We start from the raw sequence: 24,029 nt of genomic DNA, 5'->3' as shown, positions 1-24,029 counted from the left end.
GGCGTCGGTTCCCGGTTCAGGGCAGGGCGGATGGCACCGTCACGACAGGACAGTGGGCTCGGCGGAGCAGGCCGTGGGGTACGGAGCCGAGGCGCATGCCGGTGAAGCCGCCGTTGCCGCGGCGGCCGACGACCACCGCGAGGGCGTGTTCGGAGGCCAGGGCGAGCTCCTCGACCGGGTGGCCGTGCACGAGTTCGTGGGTCACGGTCACGTCCGGGTGGTGTTCGTGGTGACCCGCGGTGGACTCGAAGAGCATCCGGCGCAGCAGCCGCTCGGCGGCGGGTTCGTCCAGGTTGCCCACCGGCGGGCGCTGCCAGACCCACAGGACGCGCAGCGCGGCCCGGCGCTCGTCCGCGTACGCGAAGGCGAAGTCGACGGCGGGCTCCGAGGACGGGCTGCCGTCCACGCCGAGCACGACGTACGGCGGGTCCTGGGTGGTGTGCTCGGGGTCGCGGACCACGACCACCGGGCAGTGGGCCTGGGCGCTGACCGGGACGGCCACCGAGTAGGCGCTCAGTGCCTCCTCGACCCGGCTCAGCCGGCGGGAGCCGAGGACGACGAGCGCGGCTTTGCGGGACTCCCGGCACAGTGCGGGCGCCGGGACGTCCTCGGCCACCACGATGGTCACGTCCAGTTCGGGGTGGCGCTCCCGGGCCAGGGTGGCGGCCCGGTCGAGTGCCCGGTCGGCCCGCTCGCGAAGGGCCTTGTGGTAGCGGCCCTCGTCGAAGGGCCGGAACTCGCGGTACAGCGACGGGACGGCGTGCACCAACCGCAGTGGCCGGCCCCTGCGGGCGGCCTCGTCGGCCGCCCAGGCGGCGGGCATCGAGCCGGTGTCGTGGGCGTCGACGCCGAGGACGACGGGACGGCCGGGGCCGTCGGAGCTTGCGGACGTCATGGTGGTCCTCCTCGGTCCGGTGGTCCCGGTGACTTCCGTGAGGTCGATGATGTGGACCCTGTTCCCACGCTAGGCAGCCCCGCCTTGCGCCGCGAGGGCCGACCGGCCCAGCGGTCGGAGCCCGGGCGTCCCACCCGGGACGGCCCCGTCCGGTGACCTGGGGAGTACTTCGGGACTCCGGGGCGGCAGGGTCGGACCGGCCGAGCGGCACGGTGTCGAGCAGGTCGCGGAGGAGGGCGAGGTAGAGGGCAGCGGCCGCGAGCGCGGCGGAGGCGAGGACGGCCGGCGGGAGGAACGGGTTCGCGCGGGTCAGCAGTCGTTCGCGCAGGCCCAGGACGGTGCCCTGCTGGCCGGCCAGCAGGGCGAGGAACAGGACGGTCTGCCAGGGCCGGTCCTCCTCGCGGGCCCAGAGCGCCGCGCCGAGGGCGGCGGCTGCACCACCGCGGCGAGCAGCAGGACCCGCTGTCAGACGCCGGAGCCGAGGATGTGCTGGTCCGGTGGGCGCGGGGGCTGGGTCATCGCGTCGGCCGAGGCGGGTTCCGCGCCCATGGCCACGCCCGTGAGGCCGTGGGTGAGCAGGTTGATCCAGAGGATCTGGCCCGCGCGCAGGGGCAGGGCCAGGACGAACAGCGGGTCGGCCGGCATCACCAGGATCTCGGCGGCGCCGCCGGACAGGCCGAAGACCAGGAAGCGGCGGATGTTGTCGTAGACCCGGTGGCCCTCCTCCACCGCGCCGACCACGGTGGTGAATTCGTCGTCGGCGAGGACCAGGTCGGCGGCCTGGCGGGCGACCTCGGTGCGGCCGTGGTCGGCGAGCAGTCGTGCGGCCTCGGCACCGGTCAGTCCGCGGGCCCGCGGGTCGGCGGAGACGGTCACGGCGGAGGCCCGTCAGTCGGCGAACAGGTGCGGTTGCGGCGGGACGGTTCGAGTGGGCGACGGCTCGTGGTCGAAGTGGTGGATCCGGGCGTCCGGCCCGGGGAAGTACTCGGTGACCCGGTCCTCGTCGGACCAGCGGACGTCGTACGGCGGGCTGCCGTCCGGGTGGTGCAGCCCGACGATCTCGCCGTCCCGGCGGGCCGCGCCCGGCCGGGTGCCCTGGACGATGATGCGGTCTCCCACGGCGGCTCTCATGCCGGCCTCCCTGGCTCGGTGCGGGGGCCGGGGACACGGCCCGGCCGTCCGTACTTCCATGGCACCACCGAACGCGGGCTCCGGCAGGGGCCGGCCGGTCCTGGTCGCGCGGCCGTTCGCCCCGGTACCCGCAGGTATCCGTCGGGAGCTGCTGGACGCGGGGATCCCGGACGAGGCGGTCCGTGCCGCCGACCGGATCGAGCCGGTCGACCTGGGCCCTCAGCACTGCGGGCACGGATGGCCCAGGAGGAGGTCGTCGGGACCCGTTGAACGGGGCCGTCAGGCCCTCCTGGGAAGGGCACGGTCCCGGAAGACTGAACCGTGACAGCAGCTGCCGCCCGGCACCGAGGAGGCGCGTCATGTCCGTCGCAGCCACCACGCACAGGCATCCGGCCTCGCACACGTCTCTGCGCGGGCACGTCCGCCGGGCCGTCGGCCGGGACAGCAATCCGCTCTGCCGCCCGCTCGACCGCGCATACAGCCGCGTGGTGGCCGGGGCGGTGCTGATGGTGCTCGTCTCCTTCGCCCTGGCGGCGGTCGCGGCCGTGCTCGTGTACCGCGCGGGGACGTACGACGCGCAGTGGGTCGCCCACCGTCGGCACGTCGTCACCGCCGTCACCACGGGGCCGGCGCGGCCGGACGACCCCCGAGCGATCAGCGCGGGCGAGCACGCCCCGGCATGGTGGACCTACCCGGTGGGGCCCGGGGCCGGCTACGTCCCCGTGCCGGACGGCACGGCCACCGGGACGGCTGTCCCGGTCGGGCTGAACGACGCCGGACAGCCGATCGGCGCACCCAAGTCGAACGGACTGATCATCTCGAATGCCGTCCTGGTCGGCTTCGGCGCGGTCTCCGTGCTCGGGCTCGGCGTGGAGGGCGGGTTCGTGGTGTGCCGCCGCCGACTGGACCGCCGGGCCGAGCGCGGCTGGGAGTCCGGCTGGGATCAGGTGGAACCGCGCTGGTCCGGGCGCCGGTGAGGCCCGGGCCGCTCACAGCCGGAAATGCTGGGTCTCGCCGGGCAGGACCGTCGTCTCGGTGCCGCGCAGCCGGATGCGGACCGGCTCCTGGCGGTCCTGGCGCAGGCTCACCGTGACGGTGCGGCGGTCGACGGCGAGGGTGAGGCCCCAGTGGCCGCGGTAGCGCAGGTCCAGTTCCAGGCGGCCGAGGGCGGAGGGCAGGTGCGGGTCCAGCCAGAGGGCGTCCTCGCGGACCTCCAGGCCGGTGTAGCAGCGTTGCAGCAGGTCCACCGCGCCCGCCATGGCGCCCAGGTGGACGCCCTCGGCCGTGGTGCCGTGCTGGTTGTCCCGCAGGTCGGCCACCAGGGCGTCGCGGAAGTGGTGCCAGGAGGCGCGGCGGTCGCAGCGGGTGAGCACCCAGGCGTGCACCACCGAGCTGAGCGTCGAGCCGTGGACGGTGCGCCTCAGGTAGTAGTCGGTGGTCCGGCGGAGCAGCTCGTGGTGCGCCGGGTGGCCGAGACGTCGTAGCAGGTCGCGGACCTCGCGGGCGGAGAAAAGGTACCAGAGCATCAGTGCGTCGGCCTGCTTGGAGGCCTTGTAGCGGTTGACGGTGTCGCACTCGGCCTCCAGGATCCGGTCGAGCCGGCGCAGGTCCGGGTAGCGGCGCCGGTACTCCGGCCAGTCGAGTTCGGCGAGGCGCTCGTAGCCGTCGAACTGGCTCAGGACGCCGTCGTGGAACGGGACGTGCAGGTGGCGTCCGACCTCCTGCCAGCGCTCCAGCTCTCCTGCGTCGAGCTCCAGGCGCTCGCGCAGCTCGTCGCGGCGGTACCCGGGCAGGACGTCCAGGGCGTCCTGGGCACGGGCCAGCACCCAGGAGGCCAGCACGTTGGTGTACGCGTTGTCGTCCAGGCCCGGCCGGGTCTTCCAGGGGTAGCCGTCGTGGTACTCGTCGGGGCCGAGCACCCCGCGGACGGACCAGTGGCCGCGGGCCGGGTCGTGCACGGCGACGGAGGACCAGAACCGGGCGATCTCCAGCAGCATCTCGGCACCGGCGGTGGCGAGGAAGTCCCGGTCCCCGGTGGACTGGTAGTACTGCCAGATGTTGTAGGCGACGGCCGAGCCGACATGCCGCTGGAGGTGGCTGTGGTCGGGCAGCCAGCGTCCGGACAGCGGGTTGAGGTGCAGCTGCTGGGACTCCTCGCGGCCGTCCCTGGCGCTCTGCCACGGGTAGACCGCGCCGCGCAGCCCGAGCTTCCTGGCCTGCCGGCGGGCGGCGTCGAGGCGGCGGTGGCGGTAGCGGAGCACGGCCCGGGCGAGCTCCGGGAAGCGGAGGTTGAGCAGCCGCAGCACGAACAGCTCGTCCCAGAAGACGTGCCCCCGGTACGCCTCCCCGTGCAGTCCGCGGGCGGGGACGCCGACGTCCAGGTCGACGGAGTGCTCGGAGTAGGTCTGGAGCAGGTGGAACAGGTTCAGGTGCAGCGGGCCGGCCCCGTCGAAGTCGGCCTCGATCCGGCAGCGACGCCACAACTCCGCCCAGCGCACGGTGTGTTCGACGAGCAGCTGGTCGAAGTCGCCGGCCTCGGCGGCGAGCAGGCGGGAGGCGAGCAGCGGGGTCTCGATCGCCCGGTCGTGGGAGGTGTGCACGGCGACGGTCTTCGTCACGGTGACGGGCCGGCCCGCCGAGCCCTCCAGAGCGAGGAGGTGGGCCACCCAGCCCTCGCGATGCTCGGTCGTCGCGGTGTGCTCCCGGTCGGCGCGGATGCGGGCGCAGAGGGCCATTCGCAGGGGCGAGTCGATCGCATCGGCTTCGAGTCGGAGCAGACCGTCCTCGTCCACCCCCTGGCCGGCCGGGACGAGGTGGCGCTCGGCCAGGCCCCGGTAGCGGGCGACACCGGTGTTGGTGATGCGGCCGTCCAGCCCGGAGCGGACCTCCCACGGGCCGGACCAGTTCTGCGGGGTGAAGGTGCTCTCCAGGACGAGCAGGTGCGGCCGGGCCTGGCTGGCGAGGCGGCGTTGCACGAGCGTGGTGCGCCGGCCCCGCTCATCGACCACCAGGGCGGTGCGGGTCAGCAGTCCCCGGCGCAGGTCCAGTGCCAGGGTCTGCTCGGTGGGCGGGCCGGTGAACCACCTGCCGTCGGCCGGGCGGAAGGTCAGCGGCAGCCAGTTCGGGCAGTTGATCAGGTCCTCATTGGCCACCACGTGCTCGCCGACCGTGGACTCCGCACGGTCGTAGCAGCCGGCCAGGTACGTCCCCGGGTAGTGCACCCCGTCGGCGACCGATTCCGGCGCGGCGCCGCGGCTGACCAGGTAGCCGTTGCCGACCGCGCACAGCGCCTCCCGCAGGCCCTCCTCGGCCGGGTCGAAGCCCTGGTAGCGGAGGGTCCACGGGTCCGGCATGTCGGGATTCCCCGCGGGCGGGTCTGCTGCCACGACGTGACCTCCGTGCGACCGGTCTGTCTCCAGTCTGCGGACGACGGCACCGCGCCGCTCGGCGGTCCGGCCGGGGCCGGTCGGCCCTTCCCCGGAGCAGGGCCGGGCGCCGAGTCTGGGAGACGGAGACAGGAGGTGAGCCATGTCGACCGTCCATCCGCCGCTCGCCACCGCCGAGGCCCTGCTGGCTGACGGCACCACCGTGGAGCTCCGGCCGCTCGGGCCGGACGACCACCGCGCGGTGCTCGACCTGCACGCCGCCGGGATGTCCGAGGAGAGCCGCCGGATGCGGTTCTTCGGCGTCAGCCGCAACGCGCCCCGGCAGGCCGCCGACCGGCTGTGCGGGCCGCCGCGGGCGGGTCTGCTGGCGCTCGGTGCCCGGGCCGGGGAGGAACTGGTCGGCGAGGCGGACTGCGAACTGCTGGACGGTCCGCCGGAGACCGCCGAACTGGCCCTCGCGGTGGCCGACCGCTGGCACCACCGGGGAGTCGCCACCCTGCTACTGGAGCACCTGGTGCACGCGGCACGGGCCGCCGGCATCCGCTTCTTCGAGGCCGACACCCTGCACGGAAACCACGCCGTCCACCAGGTCTTCGCAGACCTCGGCCTGCCCGTCGAGCGCCGGTACGTACAGGGCGAGGTCAGGATCAGGGTGCCACTGGACGAGAGGGACGAGCGCTACCGCTCGGCGGTGGACGAACGCGGGCGCAGCGCCGACGTGGCCAGCCTCGCCGCGCTGCTGCGCCCGGCCTCGGTCGCGGTGGTCGGCGCGTCCCGGCGGGAGGGCTCGGTCGGTCGGACTGTCCTGACGAAGATCCGGCAGGGAGGTTTCGCCGGTCCGCTGTGGGTGGTCAACCCGCACGCCGACGAGATCGCCGGCACACCCGCCCACTCGTCGGTCTCCGCACTGCCTGCCGTGCCGGACCTCGCCGTGCTGGCCGTGCCCGCCGGCGCCGTCCCCGCGGTGGCCGAGGAGTGCGGTGCGGTCGGGGTGCGGGCCCTGGTCGTGCTCACCTCGGGGCTCGGCCCGCAGGAGGCCCGCGGGCTGATGCGCGCCTGCCGTCGGTACAGCATGCGGCTGGTAGGACCGAACAGCCTCGGCATGGCGCAGACCGATCCGGCTGTCCGGCTGGACGCCGAGTTCGGTGGCGCCTTCCCCAGGCCCGGCACCGCCGGAGTGGCCGTGCAGAGCGGCGGCGTGGGGATCGCGCTGCTGTCGCGGCTGGCCTGGCTGGGCATCGGGGTGTCGAGCTTCGTCTCGCTCGGCGACAAGTACGACGTCAGCGGCAACGACTTGCTCCAGTGGTGGGAGGCGGACGGCCGGACCGACCTCGCGCTGCTCCACCTGGAGTCCTTCGGCAACCCGCGGGCCTTCGCCCGCACCGCCCGCCGGGTGACCGGGAGCATCCCGGTACTGACCGTCGACGCCGGCCGCTCGACGGCCGGCCGCCGCGGCGCGGCCTCGCACACCGCGGCCGCCTCCACCCCGACCGTCACCCGGGAGGCGCTGTTCCGACAAGCCGGCATCACGGCCACCCGCAGCATCGACGAACTCGTCGAGGCCGCCGCGCTGCTGTGCGCGCTGCTGCGCGCACAGCCGCTGCCCGCCCCGCGCGGCGCGGTCGCCGTGGTCTCCAACGCCGGAGGCATCGGCATCCTCGCCGCGGACGCCTGCGCCGAAGCCGGACTCGAACTGCCGGAACTCCCGGCGGAGCTCGGGAGACTGCTGCCGCCCGGCGCCTCCGTCCGCAACCCCGTGGACACCACGGCGGCGATCGGACCGACCGAACTCGCCCTCTTCCTCCGGGCGTTGGAACACGAGCCGACCGTCGACGCGATCCTGGTGTGCCTGGTGCCGACGGCGCTCGGCACCACCCCGGCCCAGGATCCGGTGCGCGCCCTGCTGGAGGGCCCGGCCCGGCGCCGCGTCCCGATCGCCGCCGTGCTGCTCGACCAGCAGGTGCCCGTCCGCTACCGCACCTGCGCCGACGGCGGCGTGCTGCCCGCCTACTCGGACTCCGTCGCCGCCGCCCGGGCCCTCGCCCACGCCCGGGCCCGCGCCCGTTGGCTCGCCGAAGCGCCCCCCGCGCCCGCCGAAGCACCGGACTGCGACCGGAGCACCGCCCGCAGCCTGATCGACGGCTACCTCACCGCCCATCCCGACGGCGGCTGGCTCGACCCGCTGTCCACCGCCGACCTGCTGGAGGCCTACGGGCTGCCGCTGACCACCGCGGTGTGGGCCCGCGACGAGCACACGGCGGTCGCCGCCGCGAACGGGCTGCGCACACTCGGACACGAGGGCAAGGTGGCCCTGAAGGCCTACTGGCCCGGGCAGGTGCACAAGAGCGCGCTCGGCGCCGTCCGCACCGGCCTCGGCACCGAGGCCGAAGTGGGCTCCGCCTACCGGGACTTCACGGAGAGATTCGGCGCGGAGCTGGCCGGAGCGGTGGTCCAGCCGATGGCCGCGCCGGGCGTCGAACTGCTCGCGGGTGTCGTCCAGGACCGGGTCTTCGGGCCCCTCGTGGTGCTCGGGGCGGGCGGCACCGCCGCCGACGTGCTGGCCGACCGGGCGGTCCGGCTCGCCCCACTGAGCGAGCGCGACCTGACCACCATGGTCACCGAACTGCGCAGCGCGCCCCTTCTGACGGGCAGCGCCGGGGCACCCGCCGTGGACCTCGCGGCGGTCAGGTCGGTCCTCGCCCGACTCTCCCACCTCGCCGACGACTTCCCCGAGCTCGTCGAGGCGGACCTCAACCCCGTCATCCTCCGCCCCGACGGCGCGCTCTGCGTGGACGCCCGGGTCCGGCTGGAACGCCGGCCGTCCTTCGACCCCTACCTGCGGCGGCTGCGCCGCCCGGCGGCCGCCGAAGGGAAGTGAGCTCCCGTGAAGCGCAGCATCCTCGACGGCACGGCGGCCGACACCTTCCCGTCCTCCGCGCCGTCACCGTCCGTTGGGCGCGCCCGGGTCCGCGACTGCATGAGCCATCCCGGCATCGCCGTGACTCCCGGCACCGACCTCGCCACCGTCGCCGCCGTGCTGAGCGCCTCCCGACGCGGCATCGTGCCGGTGGTTGCCCCGGACGGAACCGTCACCGGGGTGGTCTCCGCCTCCGACCTTCTCACCGCCTACGCGGAGAAGGATCCGGAGCGGGAGCTGCTCGCCCGGGACCTGATGACCACTCCGGCGGTCACCGTCACCGAGGAGAGTGGCCTCTCCGAAGCCCTCGCCCTGCTGACGGACGAAGGTGTCCACCACCTGCCCGTGGTGGACATCGACGGCCGCGTGGCGGGCCTGCTCACCTCGCACGACCTGCTCGACGCCCTGCGCCGGGAGGACGAGGCCATCCGAACCCAGGCCCTCGCCCTCGCCCTCACCCCCGGCAGCGGAGTCGTCCCGGGCTCGCTGCACATCCGCTGCGAACGCGGCCTGCTCTCGGTCACCGGCCGCACCCGCACCCGCAGCGACGCCGCCGCCCTCTGCCTCCAACTCGCCCACCTCGACGGCCTCACCCGCCTCGCCGACCACCTCACCTGGGACCTCGACGACACCGGGCCGGCGTCGACGGCCTGAATCAGCGGATCAGCACCCGCTCGCCCGAGCGGGGGACCACGGCCGTCCATCCGAGTTCGCGGTCGATCCGGTCGCGCAGGGCCTGGGAGCCCTCGGGTTCGCCGTGGACGAGGTAGACCGCGTTCGGTGGCTGCGGGGCGGGGCGCAGCCATTCGATGATCTCGGCGGCATCGGCGTGCGCCGAGAACGCGGGAACGTTGACCACCTCGGCACGGACCGGGACGTAGGTGCCGTACATCTTCAGCGCGCGGGCGCCGTCCACCAGGTCGCGGGCGCGGGTGCCGGCGGCGGCGTAGCCGACCACGACGGCGGTGTTGCGGGCGTCGGGCAGCAGCCGGAGCAGGTGGTGGACGACGCGGCCGCCGGTGGCCATTCCGGAGGCGGAGACGATGACGGCGGGGCCGTGGGCGCGGTCCAGGGCGAGGGAGTCCTGGAGCGAGTGGATCAGGGTGAACGGCTCCGGGTCGAGGGCGGTCGGGCCCCGGGAGAGGACGTCGGGCCGCAGCTGGTCGGAGCCGGCGGCGAAGGCCTCCCGGTAGATCTGCAGGGTGGCCAGTGCCATCGGACTGTCCACGTAGACGGGCACGTTGGCCGCAGCCGGCCGGACCGGCGCAGTTCGGTGAGCTGGTGCAGGACGACCTCGGTGCGGTCGACGGCGAAGGACGGGACGACCACGGTGCCGCCGCGCGCCAGGGTCCGCTCCAGGGCGGCGGCGAACCACTCGCGCGCGGCGGTCTCCTCGTGGTGCCGGTGGCCGTACGTGGACTCCAAGAGCAGCGCGTCCGCGCCGGTGAACGGTTCGGGCGGGCGCAGCAGCGGATGGACGGGGCGGCCGAGGTCGCCGCTGGCGGCGATGGTGTGGCCGTCCTCCAGGGTGAGGTGGGCCCAGGCGGAGCCGAGGATGTGTCCGGCCCGGTGCAACCGGAGGACATTTCCGGTGGTGATCTCGACATCGGTGTCCAGCGGGACGGGGTCGAACATCCGCAGGGCGTTCTCGACGTCCTCGTCGTCGTAGAGCGGTTCGGCGGGGCGGTGCTTGGACCAGCCGTGCTCGTTGGCGTGGTCGGCCTCCTCGCGCAGGAGGTGGGCGCTGTCACGGAGGATCAGCTCGGCGATCCGGGCCGTGTCCGGGGTGGTGAGCACGGGGCCGCGGAAGCCGTCGCGGACCAGACGGGGCAGGTAGCCGCAGTGGTCGAGGTGGGCATGGGTGAGCACGACGGCCCGTACGTCGGCGGCGTCGAGCGGCAGTGGGCGGCGGTTGCGGCGGCGCAGTTCGGCCAGGCCCTGGAAGAGGCCGCAGTCGATCATCAGGCGGGCGTGGTCGGTCTCCACCAGGAACTTGCTGCCGGTGACGGTGCCCACGCCGCCCAGGAAGGTCAGCAGGCCGGGCCGGGGTGTGCCGGTGTCCGTCGTCACGACTGCCTCCAGGGGGTGCTGAGGTCCCTCCATCCTCCGTGCCGACCAGCCGTGCTGTCCTGGGCCGGAGCGGCCCGGCGGCATGGACCGACCGGCCCTGTCCGGCGGCTCCGGACGCGCGGACAGTGAAGACGGGACCACCGGAGGAGGAGTGAGGACGATGCAGCACCGCAGCGTCAACGAGGTGATGACCCACGAGGTCGTCACCGCCCGGCCCGACACGCCGGCCAAGGAGGTTGCGGCGATGTTCCACCGCAACGACATCACCGCGATCCCCGTCGTCGACGACCAGGGCCGCCCGATCGGCATGGTGTCCGAGGCCGACCTGATCCGAAAGGAGGCCGTCCTGCCGGACCCGGAGGGCCGCTACCCGGGCCGCTGGCTGGCCGAGAAGGACCGTGCCCGTGCCGAGGCGGAGACGGCCGGCGGTCTGATGACCAGTCCCGCGGTCACCGCACGCCCCGGATGGTCGATCCCCGAGGCCGCCCGTGCCATGGACAAGCACAAGGTCAAGCGCCTGCCCGTGGTCGACGAGGCCGGACGCCTGGTCGGCATCGTCAGCCGCCGGGACCTGCTGCAGGTGTTCCTGCGCCACGACGCGGCGATCCGGGACGAGATCAACCACGACGTGCTGGGACAGACCCTCTGGGTCGCGCCCGGAGACGTCCAGGTCGCGGTGCAGGACGGCGTGGTCACCCTGAGCGGGCGGCTGAGGTTTCGCAGCCTGGTCCCGATCGCCGGACAACTCTGCCGCGCCGTGGACGGTGTGGTCGCCGTCCACGCCACCCTGGACTGGACCGAGGACGACACAGGCTGGTCCCTGGAACACCCCCGCGCCTACCGCGCGGCATCGTAGGAGGCCGCCATGACCCGCACACCGAGCACCGTCGCCGACGTCATGACCCATGCGGTGGTGGCCGTCGGCCGCGACGCGGACTTCCGCGAGGTCGTCGACACCCTCCAGCGCTGGCGAGTCAGCGCCGTCCCCGTGCTGACCGGTGACGGCCGGGTGATCGGGGTGGTCTCCGAGGCCGACCTGCTCACCGCCCGGGACCGCGACGGCGTGCGCGCCGACGCCCTGACGGCCGGGCGGATGATGTCCGTCCCGGCGGTCACCGTGCACCCCGGCAGCCCGCTCAACGAGGCTGCCCGGGCAATGGCCCGAGGCCACCTCAAGCGGCTCCCGGTGGTCGACGAGGAGGACTACCTCGTGGGCATTGTCAGCCGTGGCGACCTGCTGAAGGTCTACCTGGAGGACGACCGCGAACTCGCCGACCGGGTCCGCTTCGAGCTGGTCGCCACCCTCGGCCCGGACGCCGCCGTCGAGAGCGACATACGCTCCGAGAACGGCCGGATCACCCTGACGGGCGAACTGCCGGGCACCCTCTCCAGGCCCCTCCTGGAGAGGCTGGTGCGCTCCGTGCCCGGCGTGGTCGACGTGGAACTCCGGCTCGGCGCGCCGGCCTGAGCGGAGGTGCGGGGACGGTCGTGTTCGCTGCTGCCGACGGCTCCCCGGAGAGCCAGGCCGCCGCCCGCCGGGCCGCCGTCCCGGACGTCCGACGGGCCCGGGCCGCCGATGCGCTGCGGGGACGGGGACGGGCGCGGAGAATCGGTGGTGTCAGTGCCCCGCGCAGCCCAGGAGCAGGCCATGGACTCGCCCCAGCCCGTACGGGTGTTCCTGCTCGACGACCACGAGGTGGTCCGCCGGGGCGTCCGTGACCTCCTGGAGGCCGAGCCGGACATGGAGGTCGTCGGCGAGGCCGGCACCTGTGCCCAGGCCCTCGCCCGCGTACCGGCGCTGCGCCCGGACGTCGCGGTGCTCGACGTACGGCTCCCGGACGGCGACGGGGTGACCGTCTGCCGGGACCTGCGCGACCGGATGCCCGGGCTGGCCTGCCTGATGCTGACCTCCTTCGACGACGACGACGCCCTGCTCGACGCGATCATGGCCGGTGCGGCCGGTTACGTCCTCAAGCAGGTCAAGGGTGCCGAACTGGTCGGCGCGGTGCGGACGGTGGCCTCCGGCCAGTCCATGCTCGACCCGGCGACCACCCGCAAGCTGATGGAGAGCCTGCGCCACCACAAGGAGAACGCGACCGACACCGCGCTCGCCGGGCTCACCCCGCGCGAGCGGGAGATCCTCGCCCTGGTGGGGGAGGGCAGGACGAACCGCCAGATCGGCCAGGAGCTCTACCTCGCCGAGAAGACCGTGAAGAACCACGTCTCGCGGCTGCTAGCCAAACTGGGTGTCGAACGACGCCTCCAGGCCGCCGTCATCGCCGCCCACGCCGAGCCCGAGCAGCAGCACCGGCGCCCGCACTGACGCCCTGGCGGGGCCGGGCGGGCCTGCGGGAGGAGCCGAACGGCCCAAGCGGCAGGCCGCTCCCCGGCCGCACGCTGGAGGTGATCGACCTCCCGTTACGGCCCGAGGAGACGGCGATGATGTACTGGAACGACGGGGGCATGAACGGTTGGGGCATCGGCCTGATGACCGTGAGCATGCTGCTCTTCTGGGCACTGGTGGTCCTCGGCGTGATCGCCCTGGTCCGGCACCTCGGTAGGTCGGCTTCGTACGACCCGGTGGCCCCGGTACCGCCCCCGGCAGCGCCGCCGACCCGGCCCACCCCGGAGCAACTGCTCGCGGAGCGCCTCGCCCGCGGTGAGATCGACCCCGACGAGTACCGGGCCCGACTGGCCACCCTGCGCGGCGCCGCCGGCGACCCGCCCGATTCCGGCTGACGGCGCATCCCTGGAGACGGTCATGTCCACCCTCGCCCTCGACGCCCCCGCACTGGAGAAGCTCGTCTCCGCGGCGGTGGCGGCGCCCTCGATCCACAACAGCCAGCCGTGGCGCTTCCGGCTCCGGCCGGACACCTCGACCCTGGAGGTCCGGGCCGACCGCGGCCGGGCCGTCCCGGCCGCCGACCCGGAGGGCCGGGCGCTGCACATCTCCGTCGGCGCGGCCGTTCTCAACCTCCGGGTCGCCGCCCGCCACCTCGGCTGGGCACCCGACGTCCGCCTGCTGCCCGATCCGGCCGAGCCCGAGCTGTTCGCCGCCGTCCGGCTCGACACCCCGGCCACCGCACCGACCCCGGGCACGGAGAAGCTCTTCGAGGCGATCTGGCACCGGCACTCCATCCGCACGCCGTTCACCGCCGTACCGGTCCCACCGGCCGTCCTCGACGAACTGACCGACGCCGCCCGTGCCGAGGACGCCGCGCTCCACCTGCCCGACCACGCGGAGACCGCCCGGCTGCTCCACCTCAGCGCCGAGGCCGAGCGCCGCAACACCACCGACGAGGCCCAGCGCACCGAGAGCCGCAGCTGGATCCGCACCGGCGAGGTGCCGCCCTACGGCATCCCGGTCGACGCGCTCGGCCCCCAGGACGCGGCCGGTCAACTGCCGATGCGCGACTTCTCCGCCATTCATGCGACCGAGCACCAGGCTCCCGCCCTCTTCGAGCACGAGCCCCGCATCGCGGTCCTCACCACCGAGCGTGACACCCGGGTGGACTGGCTCCGGGCCGGCCTCGCTCTGGAGCACGTGCTGCTGGTCGCCACCGCCCACGGCGTCCGCGCCTCCCTGCTGCACCAGGCCATGGAGTGGCCCTACCTGCGCTGGGAGGCCCGCGATCCGCACCAGCGCCCCGGGTTCGTCCAGATGCTGATCCGCCTCGGCTACGGCCCGGAGGGCGCCCCGACACCCCGCCTGAGCCCCGGCGAGGTCCTGGACCAGGGCTGAGACCTACCCCAGGGGCACGCGCCACACCAGCTCGGTACCGCCCTCCGCCCGGGTCCGGGCCGTGAAGGTGCCGCCCAGGCCGGAGGCCCGGTCGGTGAGGTTGGCGAGCCCGCCGCGGCGGCCGGTCCCGGGCAGACCGACCCCGTTGTCCGTGACTGTCACGGTCAGCTCGTCGCCGGCGGCCACCGTGACGTCCACGGCGCCGGCCCGAGCGTGGCGGGCGGCGTTGGACAGGGCCTCCTCCAGGACGGCGACGGCCGCGTCCGCGATCTCGGGAGGCACGGTGACGTCGAGCAGGCCGGCCGTCCGCAGGGCCGGGGCGAAGCCGAGGGACCGGGTGGCGCGCTCGACGACGTCGGCGATGCGGGCGCGCAGTCCGGTCGCCGCCGGGCCTCTTTCCCGCAGGCGCAGGCCGAAGATGGTGGCGCGGATCGTCCTGGCGGTCTCGTCCAGGTCGTCGATCGCGCGCAGGACGCGCTCGGTCGCCTCGGGGTGGTCGATGAAGCGGGTGGCGCCCTGGAGGGTCATGCCGGTGGCGAAGAGCCGCTGGATGGCCAGGTCGTGCAGGTCGCGGGCGATCCGGTCGCGTTCCCGCAGCAGGGCGATCTGCTCCGAGTCCCGGCGGCGCTCGGCGAGTTCGATCGCCACCGCGGCCTGGCCGGCGAAGCCGAGCAGGGGAGCGGACTGGTCCTCCTCGAACGGCGGCGCGCCGGCGGCCCGGGCCAGCAGCAGCACGCCCCGGATCCCGCGCTCGGCGGTGCCGACGGGCACCGCGACCGCCGGGCCCAGCCCCTGCCAGCGGGGCGGTCCCGCCGTGATCCGGGGGTCCTTGCGGACGTCGGGGCTCACTACGAGCCCGCCGGTGCGGAAGGCCGCGCCCATGAACGAGCCTTCGATCGGCAGCACCAGACCGCGGTGCTCCCGCTCGCCGAGGCCGACGGCGATCCGCACCTCCAGCTCGCCGGTTCCCGGCCGTGGTACGGCGACGACCGCGAGGTCCGCTCCGACGAGCTCGGTCGCCCGGGTGAGCAGCAGGTCCTGCACCTCCTGATCCCCGCTGCCCGAGAGCAGGCTTCTGGTCACCTCGGCACTCGCCTCCAGCCAGCGCTGCCTCTGGCGGGCCCGGGCGTACAGCCGGGCGTTGTCGATGGCCACCCCGGCCGCGACGGCGAGGGTGGCGAGCACCGACTCGTCCTCGGCGTCGAAGTCGCCCCCGCCCCGCTTCTCGGTCAGGTAGAGGTTGCCGAACACCTTGTCCCGGATCCGGATCGGCACCCCCAGGAAGCTGCGCATCGGCGGGTGGTCGGCCGGGAAACCGTAGGAGGCCGGGTGGTCCGAGAGCCGGCTGAGCCGCAGCGGCTCGGGGTGGCGGATCAGCTCGCCGAGGATTCCGTGCCCCGAGGGCAGGGCGCCGATCAGTCTGACCTGCTCGTCCGTGACCCCCACCGGGATGAACTGGGACAGCCGCTGGTCCTCGCCGATCACGCCGAGCGCCCCGTACTCGGCGTCCACCAGGGTGACGGCGGCCTCCACGATGTGCTGGAGCGCCTGGGTCAGCTCCAGGTCGCGTCCGACCGCCAGCACCGCCTCCAGCAGGCTGTGCACCCGGTCCCGGGTACCGCGGGCGGCGTCCAGGCGGGCCTGGAGCTCCTCCAGGAGCTCGTCCAGCCGCAGCTTCGGCACGGGGGCGGGGCCCTGCGACGCGTTGCCCAAGGAAATCCTCCGTGGCTCGCCCCCCCGATGCCCATGACCAGCGTAGGCGTGCTCGCGGCGCCCCGGCGGGTGCGAGGGGGGTCCATTGGCCCACCGGGAGCACCCCGGCGGCCCCTGGCGACGGGCGCGGCCGGGGGGAACGCTGGAAGGGCGAGCGGAACCGCCCCGGCTCCGCCCTCCGAGAGGAGTGATCGCGGCATGAAGGCGCTCACCTACCACGGACCCGGCCGCCGCACCTGGGGCGACGTCCCCGACCCGGCCGTCCGGGACCCGGAGGACGCCGTCGTCCGGGTGGACGCGGTGACCATCTGCGGCACCGACCTGCACATCCTCAAGGGCGACGTCCCCGAGGTCGAGGAGGGCCGCGTCCTGGGCCACGAGGCCCTCGGCACCGTCACCGAGACCGGCCCGGGCGTGCGCACGATCACGGCCGGCGACCGGGTGCTGGTCTCCTGCGTCTTCGCCTGCGGCCGTTGCGCCTACTGCCGTACAGCGGCCTACGGGCAGTGCACCGGCGGTGGCGGCTGGATCCTCGGCCACCTGATCGACGGCTGCCAGGCCGAGTACGTCCGCACCCCCTTCGCGGACACCTCCCTGTACAAGCTCCCCGAAGGTGTCCGGGACGAGGACGCCCTGCTGCTCGCCGACATCCTGCCCACCTCCTACGAGGTCGGTGTCCGCAACGGCCGGATCGGCCCGGGCGACACCGTCGCGATCGTCGGTGCCGGACCGATCGGCCTCGCCGCCGTCCTCACCGCGCGCCTCTACAGCCCCGCCCGCATCATCGTGACCGACCTCGCGCAGAGCCGCCTCGACGCCGCCAAGCGGTTCGGCGCCGACACCGTGCTCACCTCCGCCGAGGCCACCCCCGAGGCCGTCCGGCAGCTGAGCCGCGACGGCCTCGGCGTGGACGTCGCCATCGAGGCGGTCGGCGTGCCCGAGACCTTCGAACTGTGCACCCGCCTGGTGCGCCCCGGCGGCCGGGTGGCCAATGTGGGCGTGCACGGCAGACCGGCGGTGTTGCACCTGGAGGACCTCTGGATCCGCAACGTCACCATCACCACCGGGTTGGTCGACACGAGCAGCACCCCGATGCTGCTGGACATGCTGGCCGTCGGTCGGCTCGACTCCGGCGGGCTGGTCACCCACCGCTTCGGCCTGGAGGAGATGCAGGAGGCCTACGACGTCTTCGCCGACGCGGCCGACACCGGCGCGCTCAAGGTCGCGCTGTTCCGGACGTGAGCGCCATGGACGGAGGAACCGCCATCATGAGCGTCCATCCCGACTGCGGCGACATCGCCCGCCGGATCCTCCGACGGCGCGATCAGCTCGGCCTGAGCGAAGGAATGCTGGCCCACCGGGCCGCCATGTCCCCTGCCTACTTGCGACAACTCCTCTGCTCGGGGCCGGAGTTCGATCCGCCCGGGTTCGTCCGGATCGCTGCCGTGCTGGGGATGGCCTGGCCGGAGCTGCTGTCGGGGAACCGCCCGGACGCCCCGCCGGGGCAGACCGACACCGGCCGCCGCGGTCAGCTCCTGCGTCTCACCGAGCCGCAGTGCTGGGAACTGCTCGGCACCCGCGGCGTCGGCCGGGTCGGCCTGCCCGGCTCCTCGGCGCCCGTCGTGCTCCCGGTCAACTACGTGGTGGACGACCGGACTATCGCGTACCGCACGGCCCCCGGGGGAGCCGCCGCCCCGGCCGACGGCTCGCCCGTCTCGTTCGAGGTGGACCGGATCGACGAGCACCGGAGCGCGGGCTGGAGCGTCCTGATCCTCGGCCAGGCTCATCCGGTCGACACCTCGGACGAGGAACAGCACCTCGCGGCACTGCCCGGCGCCACCCCCTGGGCCGGCGGCGCCCGCCCGCTCTGGGTGCGCGTCCGTCCGGCCGCGGTCACCGGGCGCCGCATCGACACGGGGTGACGTCCGTTGAACAGCCGGTACATGGATCGGGTGCTTGAGCGGGTCGCCCACCTCGGTGCCGTCGCCGCCATCTTCTCGAACCGGGCGGCGGGACAGACCGAACAGGCGCGGACGGTCGAGGCCGAGCCTGCCGAAGCGGCAACCTCGGATGTCATACGGGTGCGCGACGTGATGGACGTACCGGCCCTGTCGGTCCGGGATTCCCAGCGGTGTGACCGCCGACTCGGTGGCCGGTGCCGGGGCCGGGCGCCCCGGCAGTGCCGATGTCAGCCAGGGCGGCGCCCACCGGGACGGTCGTCCCGGGCTCCACGCCCCCCCGGCCCGCCTTCTCCGTCCCGCGACGGGACCGCTTCCTTCGCCCCCTCCAGGCTCCGCCCCCGGGCGCGCCCCGCCACAGGAGCGCCGGACACCTACCCGCCGCCTTCGGACCTGCAGAGTCATGCGACGGTGGGGCGGCGGGTCGCAGCGCGGCTTCCGCCGGGCCAACGCCGGTGGCAGCCCACCACGCCACTGCGCATGCTCGAATGAAAGGCTCAGGTGCTCGCGCCGGTCGGCACCCGTCCTCACGGTGGAGAGCCACGGTGACCGGGTCGGGTCGGCGCGTGCGAGTGTTCGACTGTCGCCACAAGGTCGGCGCCGAGCGTCACGCGACCGGCATCCCGGTCGGGTTCCACCCGCCTGATACCGACGGCCTGACGTGCCCATCCGCCTGACACACCGCCCTCTGCCCCGAGTCGAAGGGAAGCGCTGTTGCGAATCGCCGACGCCCGAACGGGAGAACACACCGAGATCGGTTCCCGCCGCGCCCGACTCCTGCGCGTGACCGTCGCAGTCGGCGCGCAGGACCGCCGGTTCGCCATCGGGGATCTGCGGGCCCTGCTGGCCGGCGACGTGCTGGCCCGCACCTGCGAGGCCCAGGGCATGCAGGTGCTCATCGAGCTCGCCGTCCCGGACAGCTCCGGCGAGCAGGTCGGGGCCCTGCTGAAAGCCGCCGATCAGCTCGGCATCCACCCACCCGCCCGGGTGTGCGCCCACCGAGAAGTGGACGCCGCCGCCCGGCCGGCGGCCGACCTGGTCGTCATCAGCCGCCCGCACCCCGACCCCGTGTTCGTGGCCCCGCTGCTCCTCGTCACCGGACCGGTGACCGGGGAGCCTTCGAACGGCGGCCCGGAGTTGCCCGCAGACCTGTCAACCATTTTCCCGGGACCCGAGCACGATCCTCTCGCGTTGCGCCTGGACTTCCTCGAACACGCCGTCACCGATCCGGTCCGCCTCACCGCCGCATCGCTGACGGACGCCGCCGCGAGGCTTTCCCGTTGGCGCGCGCTCGTGGCCGACCTCGCCCGCGCACCGTCCGGACCCCTGGACGCGGACCTGGTCCAGGCGTCCTTCGACGGCCTGAACGAAGATCTGGACGCCCGGGTCGCGGTACGCGTCCTGCACGCCATGGAGGACCGGTCCGATCTGCCGGACGGTACCCGCTTCGAGACCTGTGTCCGCCTGGATCAGGTCCTCGCGCTCGAACTCGCCCGCGACATCGGCCGCGGGCCCCGATGAAGCCGGCCGACAGCGGGTGTGTCGGGCGAAGTCGGGCCAGGTAGCCCCAGAACTCGCCGCCACGGGACGCGGTGGGCGCGAGCCAGCCACTCTGCTCGCCTGCGGCTTGGCCTTGGTCCTGCCGGCTCTGGTCCTGCCGGCTCTGGCCCGGCCGGCCGTCGACGGCTTCGCCCCGGCCGGGGCCGCCCTCGCGCTGTCCGTGGGCGGGTTCCTGCTGGTGTTGCTCTCCGGCGGACACTGCCCCTCGGCCCGGTCGGCTCCGGGGCTCAGGGCCCCGGGGCCGACACCGGGGTGAGGCGGGCGGTGAACCACCGTGCGGCCAGGTCCGCGACCTCGTCGAGGGCCCGGGGTTCACTCGAACAGGTGGGTGGCGTTCGGGACGACGGCGAGCTGGTTCTCGGTGAGCGGCAGCGCCAGCCGTACCGCGCTCGCCCGGTCGGCGGGCCGTCTCACCCAGTTGTACGCGCTCGTCGTCGGCGGGTGGGTGTTGGCGGTGCTGCGGGCCGGCCCACACCGACGACTCGCCGCCGGTTTCCGCACGCCTGCGGCCCGAGCTTCCCACCCGCCTCCCGATCGGGGCCCGGACGGCCCTGGAACCGAGCCCGGACGGCCCTGGGCCAGATCGGCATCGTCACCGTCGGGGACATCGACCGGATCGCCCGAATCCGGCTGTCCGCGACTACGCGCGGAGCGTGAGCCCCGCCCCCGCGGTCCCCCGGCGGCGCCGGACAGCCGTCTCCGGCGGACGCCACCGGACTTTGGACGGTGCCCGAAGCAACGGGCAGGGTGGAGGCACGGGCGAACACGGGATCCACAGTGCCCGTGACGGACCGGGGACGGCGTGCACCCAGGTGAGGTCGCCCTCCTCGAAGAGGCCCAGGCACAGGGCCCAGGCCTTGGCGGGCATCGGTGCGTTCGTCGTCTGCTCCTCAGGCCGGCACGGGCTTCGCGCCCGGAGGCTTCCGTGCGGTCGAGTCGGCGGGGCTCACGCCTGCCGAGCGCATTCGCGTGCCGACGACCGGATGCACGGAGCGCCGGGCCGGTCCACCGTGGGGGTATGGATCTCATCGCACTGCTGGAGCTGGACGGACCGTCGAACGTACGGCTCCTCACGGCCGAGGGACTGCCCGCCACACCGCGTGCACCTGTGGTCCGGGTCCACGCCGCCGCCCGCACGCCCACCCCGGCGGAGTCCGCCCTCTGCGGGTTGTCGACCCGCGGCATGCAACCCGATTCACAGCACCCCGCCGCACCAGGCGACCCCTGGTTGCCGCCGCGCTGGCACCGACACGCCTGCCCGGCCTGTGACACCGCCGTCACCGGCCTCGCCGGGGGCAGTCCTCCTGCCGGCACCCCCGACCTGGGCACCGCATCGACAACCGCTGGCACGAGGGACGACGGGGCCGTCGGAGCCCCGTCCGAGTGAGCCCCACCGCCCCCGTCCTGTCAGGCGACTTCTTCGACCCACGCAAGGAGCAACCACTGTGGCCACGGACTACGACGCCCCGCGGCGCACCGAGGACGACAACGAGGAGAGCCTCGAAGAACTGAAGTCCCGCCGTGACGAGCGGCGGCCCGGCGTGACAGGCCTGGACGAGACCGAAGAGGCCGAGAGCATGGAACTCCCCGGCGCCGACCTCTCCGGCGAGGAGCTGACCATCAGGGTCCTGCCGGAACAGCCGGACGAGTTCGTCTGCGCGACCTGCTCCATGGTCCACCATCGCAGCCAGCTCGTTCACACCGACCAGGGCGGGATGATCTGCCGCGATTGCGCCCCCTGACAGCAGTCGCCGCGCTCATGCGCGGACAGCGTCGGTTGTCACGAGTACTGCGGTCAGGACGGCGAACGAGACTGGACGTACGGCCCGCCAGTGCCGAGCGTCGATGGCCGGCCGACGACCAGGAGATCCGGGCGGCCCGTGGCCTCGACGAGTGCTGCGGCGTGTCAGCAGGCCGGGTGCTGCCGTCAGAGCCGGATGACGACGAGCGCGGTGTCGTCGGTGGCGCCGCCGGGGGGGATCATTTCGGTGAGGACGGTGTCGGCGATGGCGTCGGGGTCGGCGGCTCGGTGCGTGGTGAGGACGTGCGCGAGGCGGTCCAGGCCGGTGTCGATGTCCTCGTGGCGGCGTTCGATCAGGCCGTCGGTGTAGAGGGCGAGCGTGTCCCCCTCGGCGAATCGGGTGACGGCCTCGGGCCGTGTCCGGTGCTCGGGACGGGCGCCGAGCGGAGGGTCGGTGGCCCGGTCGAGGAATTCGACGGTGCCGTCGCCGTGCAGCAGGGCGGGTGGGGGATGGCCGGCGCTGCTGTAGGTGATGGTGTGGGCGCCGGAGTCGATGAAGGCGGTCGCGGCGGTGGTGGATTCGGCGCCCTCGACGGAACGGGCGTACAGCCCGAGCACCTCCAGGGCCTGGGCGGGGCCGCCGGCAACCCGGGAGGCGGCGCTGAGGGCACTGCGGAGCTGGCCCATGACACCGGCGGCGACCAGGCCGTGGCCGACCACGTCGCCGACGGCGACCGCGACGCGGTCGTCCGGCAGTTCGACGAGGTCGTACCAGTCGCCGCAGACGTTGAGGGCGCCCATGGCGGGTCGGTAGCGGACCGCGGCACGGTGGCGTTCGAGTGGTCTGGGTGCGGGCAGCATGGCCCCCTGGAGCGCGAGTGCCACCTCGCGTTCGCGCGCGTGGGACTCGCGCAGGCGCTCGTTGACCTCCTGGAGTTCGCGGGCACGGGTGTAGAGCTCGGCTTCCAGGACGCGGGCGCGGTTGCCCTCGGGCAGGCCGTGGGCGCGGATGAGCTGGGTGATCTCCTCGACGCGGTGGACGAGCAGCACCGCACGGCCCTCGCCGTCGAGCACGGGGGCGTTGACCGGACTCCAGTACCGCTCCTCCCACTCGCCGGGTCGGGCTGTCGACTCGACGTCGTAGCGCTGCAGGGCCATGGTGTCGCGCTCGCCGGACGCCAGGACCCTGCGCAGGGATACCTCCAGGTTGTGGGCTCCGGTGGCGGCGGGGTCGTTCGGGTTGTCGGGGAAGATGTCGAAGAGGTACCGGCCGACGAGCTGCTCGCGGGTGCGCCCGGACAGGCTGAGGAAATCCTCGTTGGCGTCGGCGTACACCAGGTCCGGGGTGAGCAGCGCGACCATGCCGGGCAGGGCACGGAACACCGCCCGGTAGTCGATCGCCTCGTCGGTCACGGTTCCGCCTGCGGTCGGGGTCGTGCGGCGCGTACGACGACGACCGGGCAGGGCGCGTGGTGGACGCAGTGCTGGCTGACCGAGCCCAGCAGGGCCTCGGTGAATCCGCCGTGCCCGCGATTGCCCACGACGAGCGGATCTGCGCTTTCCGCGGCCTCGAGGAGCGCCGCAGCGGGGTGGCCCTGGACGACGTGCTGCCGGATCTCGACCTGGGGAGACTCCGCTGCGGCCTCCGTGACGGCCCCGGCCAGGGCCTGGCGCGCGTTGCCCGCGAAGTCGAAGTTCGGCACGGCTGCCGAGGGCGCCCCGTAGCCGACCGGGTACTGCCAGGCGATCACAGCGTCCACGCTGTCGCCGGTCAGCCCGGCCTGCCGGGCCGCCCACGTCAGTGCGGACCTGGACGTCGGGGAACCGTCCACTCCCACGACGATCCGGGCTGAGCGGCGGGGTTCCTCGCCCATCACACGCCTCCGAGAGTTGTGCCGTCCTTCACCGCCACCATCGGCGATCCGCGGCCACCGTGCCAGCCGGGAGGAGACTGTCACCGGAGAAGACCCCGCCCATGGACCGCACGCCCTCCACCGCCGCATCGTCGCACACCGCAGGTCCGGGTTCAGACCGTGTGCAGGCCCTGCGCGGCGAAGATCCCCCGGGCTCGGGCGATCCGGTCCGGTGTGGGCACCGGGGTGTCGGCGAGGGGGAAGTCGAGCCCGAGGGCGCGCCACTTGGCGGCGCCGAGTCTGTGGAAGGGCAGGACGTCGACCCGGGTGACGTTGCCGAGCGAGGCGGCGAAGGCGGCGACGCCCTCGATGTTCGCGGCGGGGTCGGTCAGGTGCGGCACGAGGACGAAGCGCAGCCAGACCTCCCTGCCCAGGTCGGCCAGGCGGCGGGCGAAGTCGAGCGTGGGGTCGAGCCGCTGTCCGGTCAGGTGCCGGTAGAGGGCGCGGTCCCAGGACTTGATGTCGAGCAGCACGAGATCGGTGTCGGCGAGCAGCGCGTCGTCGGCGCGGGCGCCTAGGAAGCCGGAGGTGTCCAATGCGGTGTGCAGGCCGAGTTCGTGCTTGAACCGGTGCAGCAGCTCGCCGGTGAGGGCGGGTTGGAGGAGCGGTTCGCCTCCGCTGACGGTGGCGCCGCCGCCGGAGGCGCGGATGAACTCGGTGTACTTGGCGGCCTCGCGCACGATCTCCTCGGCCGAGCAGGGGCGGCCGTGGCGCATGGAGCGGGTGTCGGGGTTGTGGCAGTACAGGCAGCGCAGCGGGCAGCCGGCCAGGAAGGTGACGAAGCGGGTGCCGGGGCCGTCGACTCCGGTGGACAGGTCCCAGGAGTGCAGCATGCCGGTGACCGGTTGCGGGGCGGCCGTGGCCATGGGGGTGTGCTCCTTCTGCGGGGCGGAGCGGTGGGGGGGGCCGGGGGGGGGGGGGGGCCCCCCCGGCCCGGGGGGGGGGGGCCACGCCGGCGGGGTGCAGCGGGCCCGCCAGCACGATATAGTCGAGGCGGGGGGAG

General features: G+C 74.1%; 22 protein-coding genes. 12 read left to right on the top strand and 10 right to left on the bottom strand.

Annotated features, from left to right (window positions below; genetic code table 11):
• Positions 1-16: 16 nt before the first annotated feature.
• From ACFWJ4_RS12535 to ACFWJ4_RS12525, 3 genes are all read right to left on the bottom strand, one after another.
• On the bottom strand, positions 17-895 hold the full coding sequence (locus ACFWJ4_RS12535) for a universal stress protein (RefSeq protein WP_380542550.1): 879 nt from the start codon (positions 893-895) through the stop codon (positions 17-19).
• Between the two features lie 465 nt (positions 896-1,360).
• Positions 1,361-1,771 (bottom strand): cation transporting ATPase C-terminal domain-containing protein, encoded by a 411-nt coding sequence (locus ACFWJ4_RS12530; protein WP_380542547.1) that lies wholly within the window; start codon positions 1,769-1,771, stop codon positions 1,361-1,363.
• A gap of 12 nt (positions 1,772-1,783) precedes the next feature.
• Positions 1,784-2,026, bottom strand: coding sequence for a DUF1918 domain-containing protein (locus ACFWJ4_RS12525; protein ID WP_380542544.1), 243 nt, complete (start codon positions 2,024-2,026; stop codon positions 1,784-1,786).
• A 359-nt stretch (positions 2,027-2,385) separates the two neighbouring features.
• Between ACFWJ4_RS12525 and ACFWJ4_RS12520 the strand changes: the two genes are divergently transcribed.
• Entirely contained in the window at positions 2,386-3,003 is a 618-nt protein-coding gene (locus ACFWJ4_RS12520; protein WP_380542541.1) for a hypothetical protein, read from the top strand.
• A 12-nt stretch (positions 3,004-3,015) separates the two neighbouring features.
• On the opposite strand, the gene ACFWJ4_RS12515 is transcribed toward ACFWJ4_RS12520, so the two are convergent.
• Complete coding sequence (locus ACFWJ4_RS12515) at positions 3,016-5,379, bottom strand: glycoside hydrolase family 65 protein (protein WP_380542538.1); 2,364 nt, start codon at positions 5,377-5,379, stop codon at positions 3,016-3,018.
• A 175-nt stretch (positions 5,380-5,554) separates the two neighbouring features.
• On the opposite strand from ACFWJ4_RS12515, the gene ACFWJ4_RS12510 reads away from it, so the two are divergent.
• Both ACFWJ4_RS12510 and ACFWJ4_RS12505 read left to right on the top strand, forming a co-directional pair.
• The gene (locus tag ACFWJ4_RS12510) at positions 5,555-8,290 is read left to right on the top strand and encodes a GNAT family N-acetyltransferase (protein WP_380542535.1); all 2,736 of its coding nucleotides are present in this window, start codon (positions 5,555-5,557) and stop codon (positions 8,288-8,290) included.
• 6 nt (positions 8,291-8,296) lie between these two features.
• A complete protein-coding gene (locus ACFWJ4_RS12505; RefSeq protein ID WP_380542532.1) occupies positions 8,297-8,983 on the top strand; it encodes an HPP family protein in 687 nt (228 codons plus the stop codon).
• Position 8,984: 1 nt separating this feature from the next.
• Here ACFWJ4_RS12505 and ACFWJ4_RS12500 read toward each other — a convergent pair whose 3' ends face one another.
• Positions 8,985-9,545: an MBL fold metallo-hydrolase RNA specificity domain-containing protein gene (locus tag ACFWJ4_RS12500; RefSeq protein WP_380542529.1), complete on the bottom strand. Its 561-nt coding sequence runs from the start codon at positions 9,543-9,545 to the stop codon at positions 8,985-8,987.
• Positions 9,428-10,399, bottom strand: a complete 972-nt coding sequence (locus ACFWJ4_RS12495) for an MBL fold metallo-hydrolase (RefSeq protein ID WP_380542526.1) — start codon at positions 10,397-10,399, stop codon at positions 9,428-9,430. The genes ACFWJ4_RS12500 and ACFWJ4_RS12495 overlap by 118 nt, the downstream gene beginning before the upstream one ends.
• Before the next feature lie 160 nt (positions 10,400-10,559).
• On the opposite strand from ACFWJ4_RS12495, the gene ACFWJ4_RS12490 reads away from it, so the two are divergent.
• The 5 genes from ACFWJ4_RS12490 (at position 10,560) to ACFWJ4_RS12470 (ending at position 14,141) form a co-directional block, all read left to right on the top strand.
• Positions 10,560-11,255, top strand: coding sequence for a CBS domain-containing protein (locus ACFWJ4_RS12490; protein WP_380542523.1), 696 nt, complete (start codon positions 10,560-10,562; stop codon positions 11,253-11,255).
• Between the two features lie 9 nt (positions 11,256-11,264).
• Positions 11,265-11,867, top strand: coding sequence for a CBS domain-containing protein (locus ACFWJ4_RS12485; protein ID WP_380542520.1), 603 nt, complete (start codon positions 11,265-11,267; stop codon positions 11,865-11,867).
• Between the two features lie 180 nt (positions 11,868-12,047).
• Positions 12,048-12,722, top strand: coding sequence for a response regulator (locus tag ACFWJ4_RS12480; protein ID WP_380542517.1), 675 nt, complete (start codon positions 12,048-12,050; stop codon positions 12,720-12,722).
• 116 nt (positions 12,723-12,838) lie between these two features.
• The gene (locus tag ACFWJ4_RS12475; RefSeq protein WP_380542514.1) at positions 12,839-13,138 is read left to right on the top strand and encodes an SHOCT domain-containing protein; all 300 of its coding nucleotides are present in this window, start codon (positions 12,839-12,841) and stop codon (positions 13,136-13,138) included.
• A gap of 22 nt (positions 13,139-13,160) precedes the next feature.
• Entirely contained in the window at positions 13,161-14,141 is a 981-nt protein-coding gene (locus ACFWJ4_RS12470) for an Acg family FMN-binding oxidoreductase (RefSeq protein ID WP_380542511.1), read from the top strand.
• Between the two features lie 3 nt (positions 14,142-14,144).
• Here ACFWJ4_RS12470 and ACFWJ4_RS12465 read toward each other — a convergent pair whose 3' ends face one another.
• Positions 14,145-15,854, bottom strand: coding sequence for a GAF domain-containing protein (locus ACFWJ4_RS12465; protein WP_380542508.1), 1,710 nt, complete (start codon positions 15,852-15,854; stop codon positions 14,145-14,147).
• A 198-nt stretch (positions 15,855-16,052) separates the two neighbouring features.
• Here ACFWJ4_RS12465 and ACFWJ4_RS12460 point away from each other — a divergent pair, with 198 nt between their 5' ends.
• The 4 genes from ACFWJ4_RS12460 to ACFWJ4_RS12445 all read left to right on the top strand — a co-directional run bounded on the left by ACFWJ4_RS12460 (position 16,053) and on the right by ACFWJ4_RS12445 (position 21,114).
• Positions 16,053-17,096: a zinc-dependent alcohol dehydrogenase family protein gene (locus tag ACFWJ4_RS12460; protein WP_380542505.1), complete on the top strand. Its 1,044-nt coding sequence runs from the start codon at positions 16,053-16,055 to the stop codon at positions 17,094-17,096.
• Between the two features lie 26 nt (positions 17,097-17,122).
• Positions 17,123-17,776 (top strand): pyridoxamine 5'-phosphate oxidase family protein, encoded by a 654-nt coding sequence (locus ACFWJ4_RS12455; RefSeq protein ID WP_380542502.1) that lies wholly within the window; start codon positions 17,123-17,125, stop codon positions 17,774-17,776.
• Between the two features lie 819 nt (positions 17,777-18,595).
• Positions 18,596-19,333, top strand: coding sequence for a hypothetical protein (locus ACFWJ4_RS12450; protein WP_380542499.1), 738 nt, complete (start codon positions 18,596-18,598; stop codon positions 19,331-19,333).
• Between the two features lie 1,484 nt (positions 19,334-20,817).
• The gene (locus tag ACFWJ4_RS12445) at positions 20,818-21,114 is read left to right on the top strand and encodes a DUF4193 domain-containing protein (protein WP_380542496.1); all 297 of its coding nucleotides are present in this window, start codon (positions 20,818-20,820) and stop codon (positions 21,112-21,114) included.
• 185 nt (positions 21,115-21,299) lie between these two features.
• On the opposite strand, the gene ACFWJ4_RS12440 is transcribed toward ACFWJ4_RS12445, so the two are convergent.
• The 3 genes from ACFWJ4_RS12440 to pflA all read right to left on the bottom strand — a co-directional run bounded on the left by ACFWJ4_RS12440 (position 21,300) and on the right by pflA (position 23,892).
• Positions 21,300-22,526, bottom strand: a complete 1,227-nt coding sequence (locus tag ACFWJ4_RS12440; RefSeq protein WP_380542493.1) for a PP2C family protein-serine/threonine phosphatase — start codon at positions 22,524-22,526, stop codon at positions 21,300-21,302.
• Entirely contained in the window at positions 22,523-22,987 is a 465-nt protein-coding gene (locus ACFWJ4_RS12435; RefSeq protein WP_380542490.1) for a universal stress protein, read from the bottom strand. Before ACFWJ4_RS12435 ends, ACFWJ4_RS12440 begins: the two co-directional genes overlap by 4 nt.
• Before the next feature lie 152 nt (positions 22,988-23,139).
• Entirely contained in the window at positions 23,140-23,892 is a 753-nt protein-coding gene (gene pflA, locus ACFWJ4_RS12430) for a pyruvate formate-lyase-activating protein (RefSeq protein WP_380542487.1), read from the bottom strand.
• Positions 23,893-24,029 lie beyond the last annotated feature (137 nt).

The sequence above is a fragment of the Kitasatospora sp. NPDC127067 genome (genome assembly GCF_042724755.1).
GTDB classification, from domain to species: Bacteria; Actinomycetota; Actinomycetes; order Streptomycetales; family Streptomycetaceae; genus Kitasatospora; species Kitasatospora lactacystinica.
Note: the sequence above shows the minus strand (reverse complement) of the source record. Positions and strands in the feature narration are given on the sequence as shown.

What these genes read in the sequence shown, in the direction of transcription:
- ACFWJ4_RS12490 (WP_380542523.1), top strand. Translation starts at nt 10,560, where the DNA reads ATGCAGCACCGCAGCGTCAACGAGGTGATGACCCACGAGGTCGTCACC.
- ACFWJ4_RS12460 (WP_380542505.1), top strand. Translation starts at nt 16,053, where the DNA reads ATGAAGGCGCTCACCTACCACGGACCCGGCCGCCGCACCTGGGGCGAC.
- ACFWJ4_RS12520 (WP_380542541.1), top strand. Translation starts at nt 2,386, where the DNA reads ATGTCCGTCGCAGCCACCACGCACAGGCATCCGGCCTCGCACACGTCT.
- ACFWJ4_RS12455 (WP_380542502.1), top strand. Translation starts at nt 17,123, where the DNA reads ATGAGCGTCCATCCCGACTGCGGCGACATCGCCCGCCGGATCCTCCGA.
- ACFWJ4_RS12480 (WP_380542517.1), top strand. Translation starts at nt 12,048, where the DNA reads ATGGACTCGCCCCAGCCCGTACGGGTGTTCCTGCTCGACGACCACGAG.
- ACFWJ4_RS12475 (WP_380542514.1), top strand. Translation starts at nt 12,839, where the DNA reads ATGATGTACTGGAACGACGGGGGCATGAACGGTTGGGGCATCGGCCTG.
- ACFWJ4_RS12500 (WP_380542529.1), bottom strand. Translation starts at nt 9,545, where the DNA reads ATGGCACTGGCCACCCTGCAGATCTACCGGGAGGCCTTCGCCGCCGGC.
- ACFWJ4_RS12470 (WP_380542511.1), top strand. Translation starts at nt 13,161, where the DNA reads ATGTCCACCCTCGCCCTCGACGCCCCCGCACTGGAGAAGCTCGTCTCC.
- ACFWJ4_RS12510 (WP_380542535.1), top strand. Translation starts at nt 5,555, where the DNA reads ATGTCGACCGTCCATCCGCCGCTCGCCACCGCCGAGGCCCTGCTGGCT.
- pflA (WP_380542487.1), bottom strand. Translation starts at nt 23,892, where the DNA reads ATGGCCACGGCCGCCCCGCAACCGGTCACCGGCATGCTGCACTCCTGG.
- ACFWJ4_RS12525 (WP_380542544.1), bottom strand. Translation starts at nt 2,026, where the DNA reads ATGAGAGCCGCCGTGGGAGACCGCATCATCGTCCAGGGCACCCGGCCG.
- ACFWJ4_RS12435 (WP_380542490.1), bottom strand. Translation starts at nt 22,987, where the DNA reads ATGGGCGAGGAACCCCGCCGCTCAGCCCGGATCGTCGTGGGAGTGGAC.
- ACFWJ4_RS12485 (WP_380542520.1), top strand. Translation starts at nt 11,265, where the DNA reads ATGACCCGCACACCGAGCACCGTCGCCGACGTCATGACCCATGCGGTG.
- ACFWJ4_RS12515 (WP_380542538.1), bottom strand. Translation starts at nt 5,379, where the DNA reads ATGCCGGACCCGTGGACCCTCCGCTACCAGGGCTTCGACCCGGCCGAG.
- ACFWJ4_RS12535 (WP_380542550.1), bottom strand. Translation starts at nt 895, where the DNA reads ATGACGTCCGCAAGCTCCGACGGCCCCGGCCGTCCCGTCGTCCTCGGC.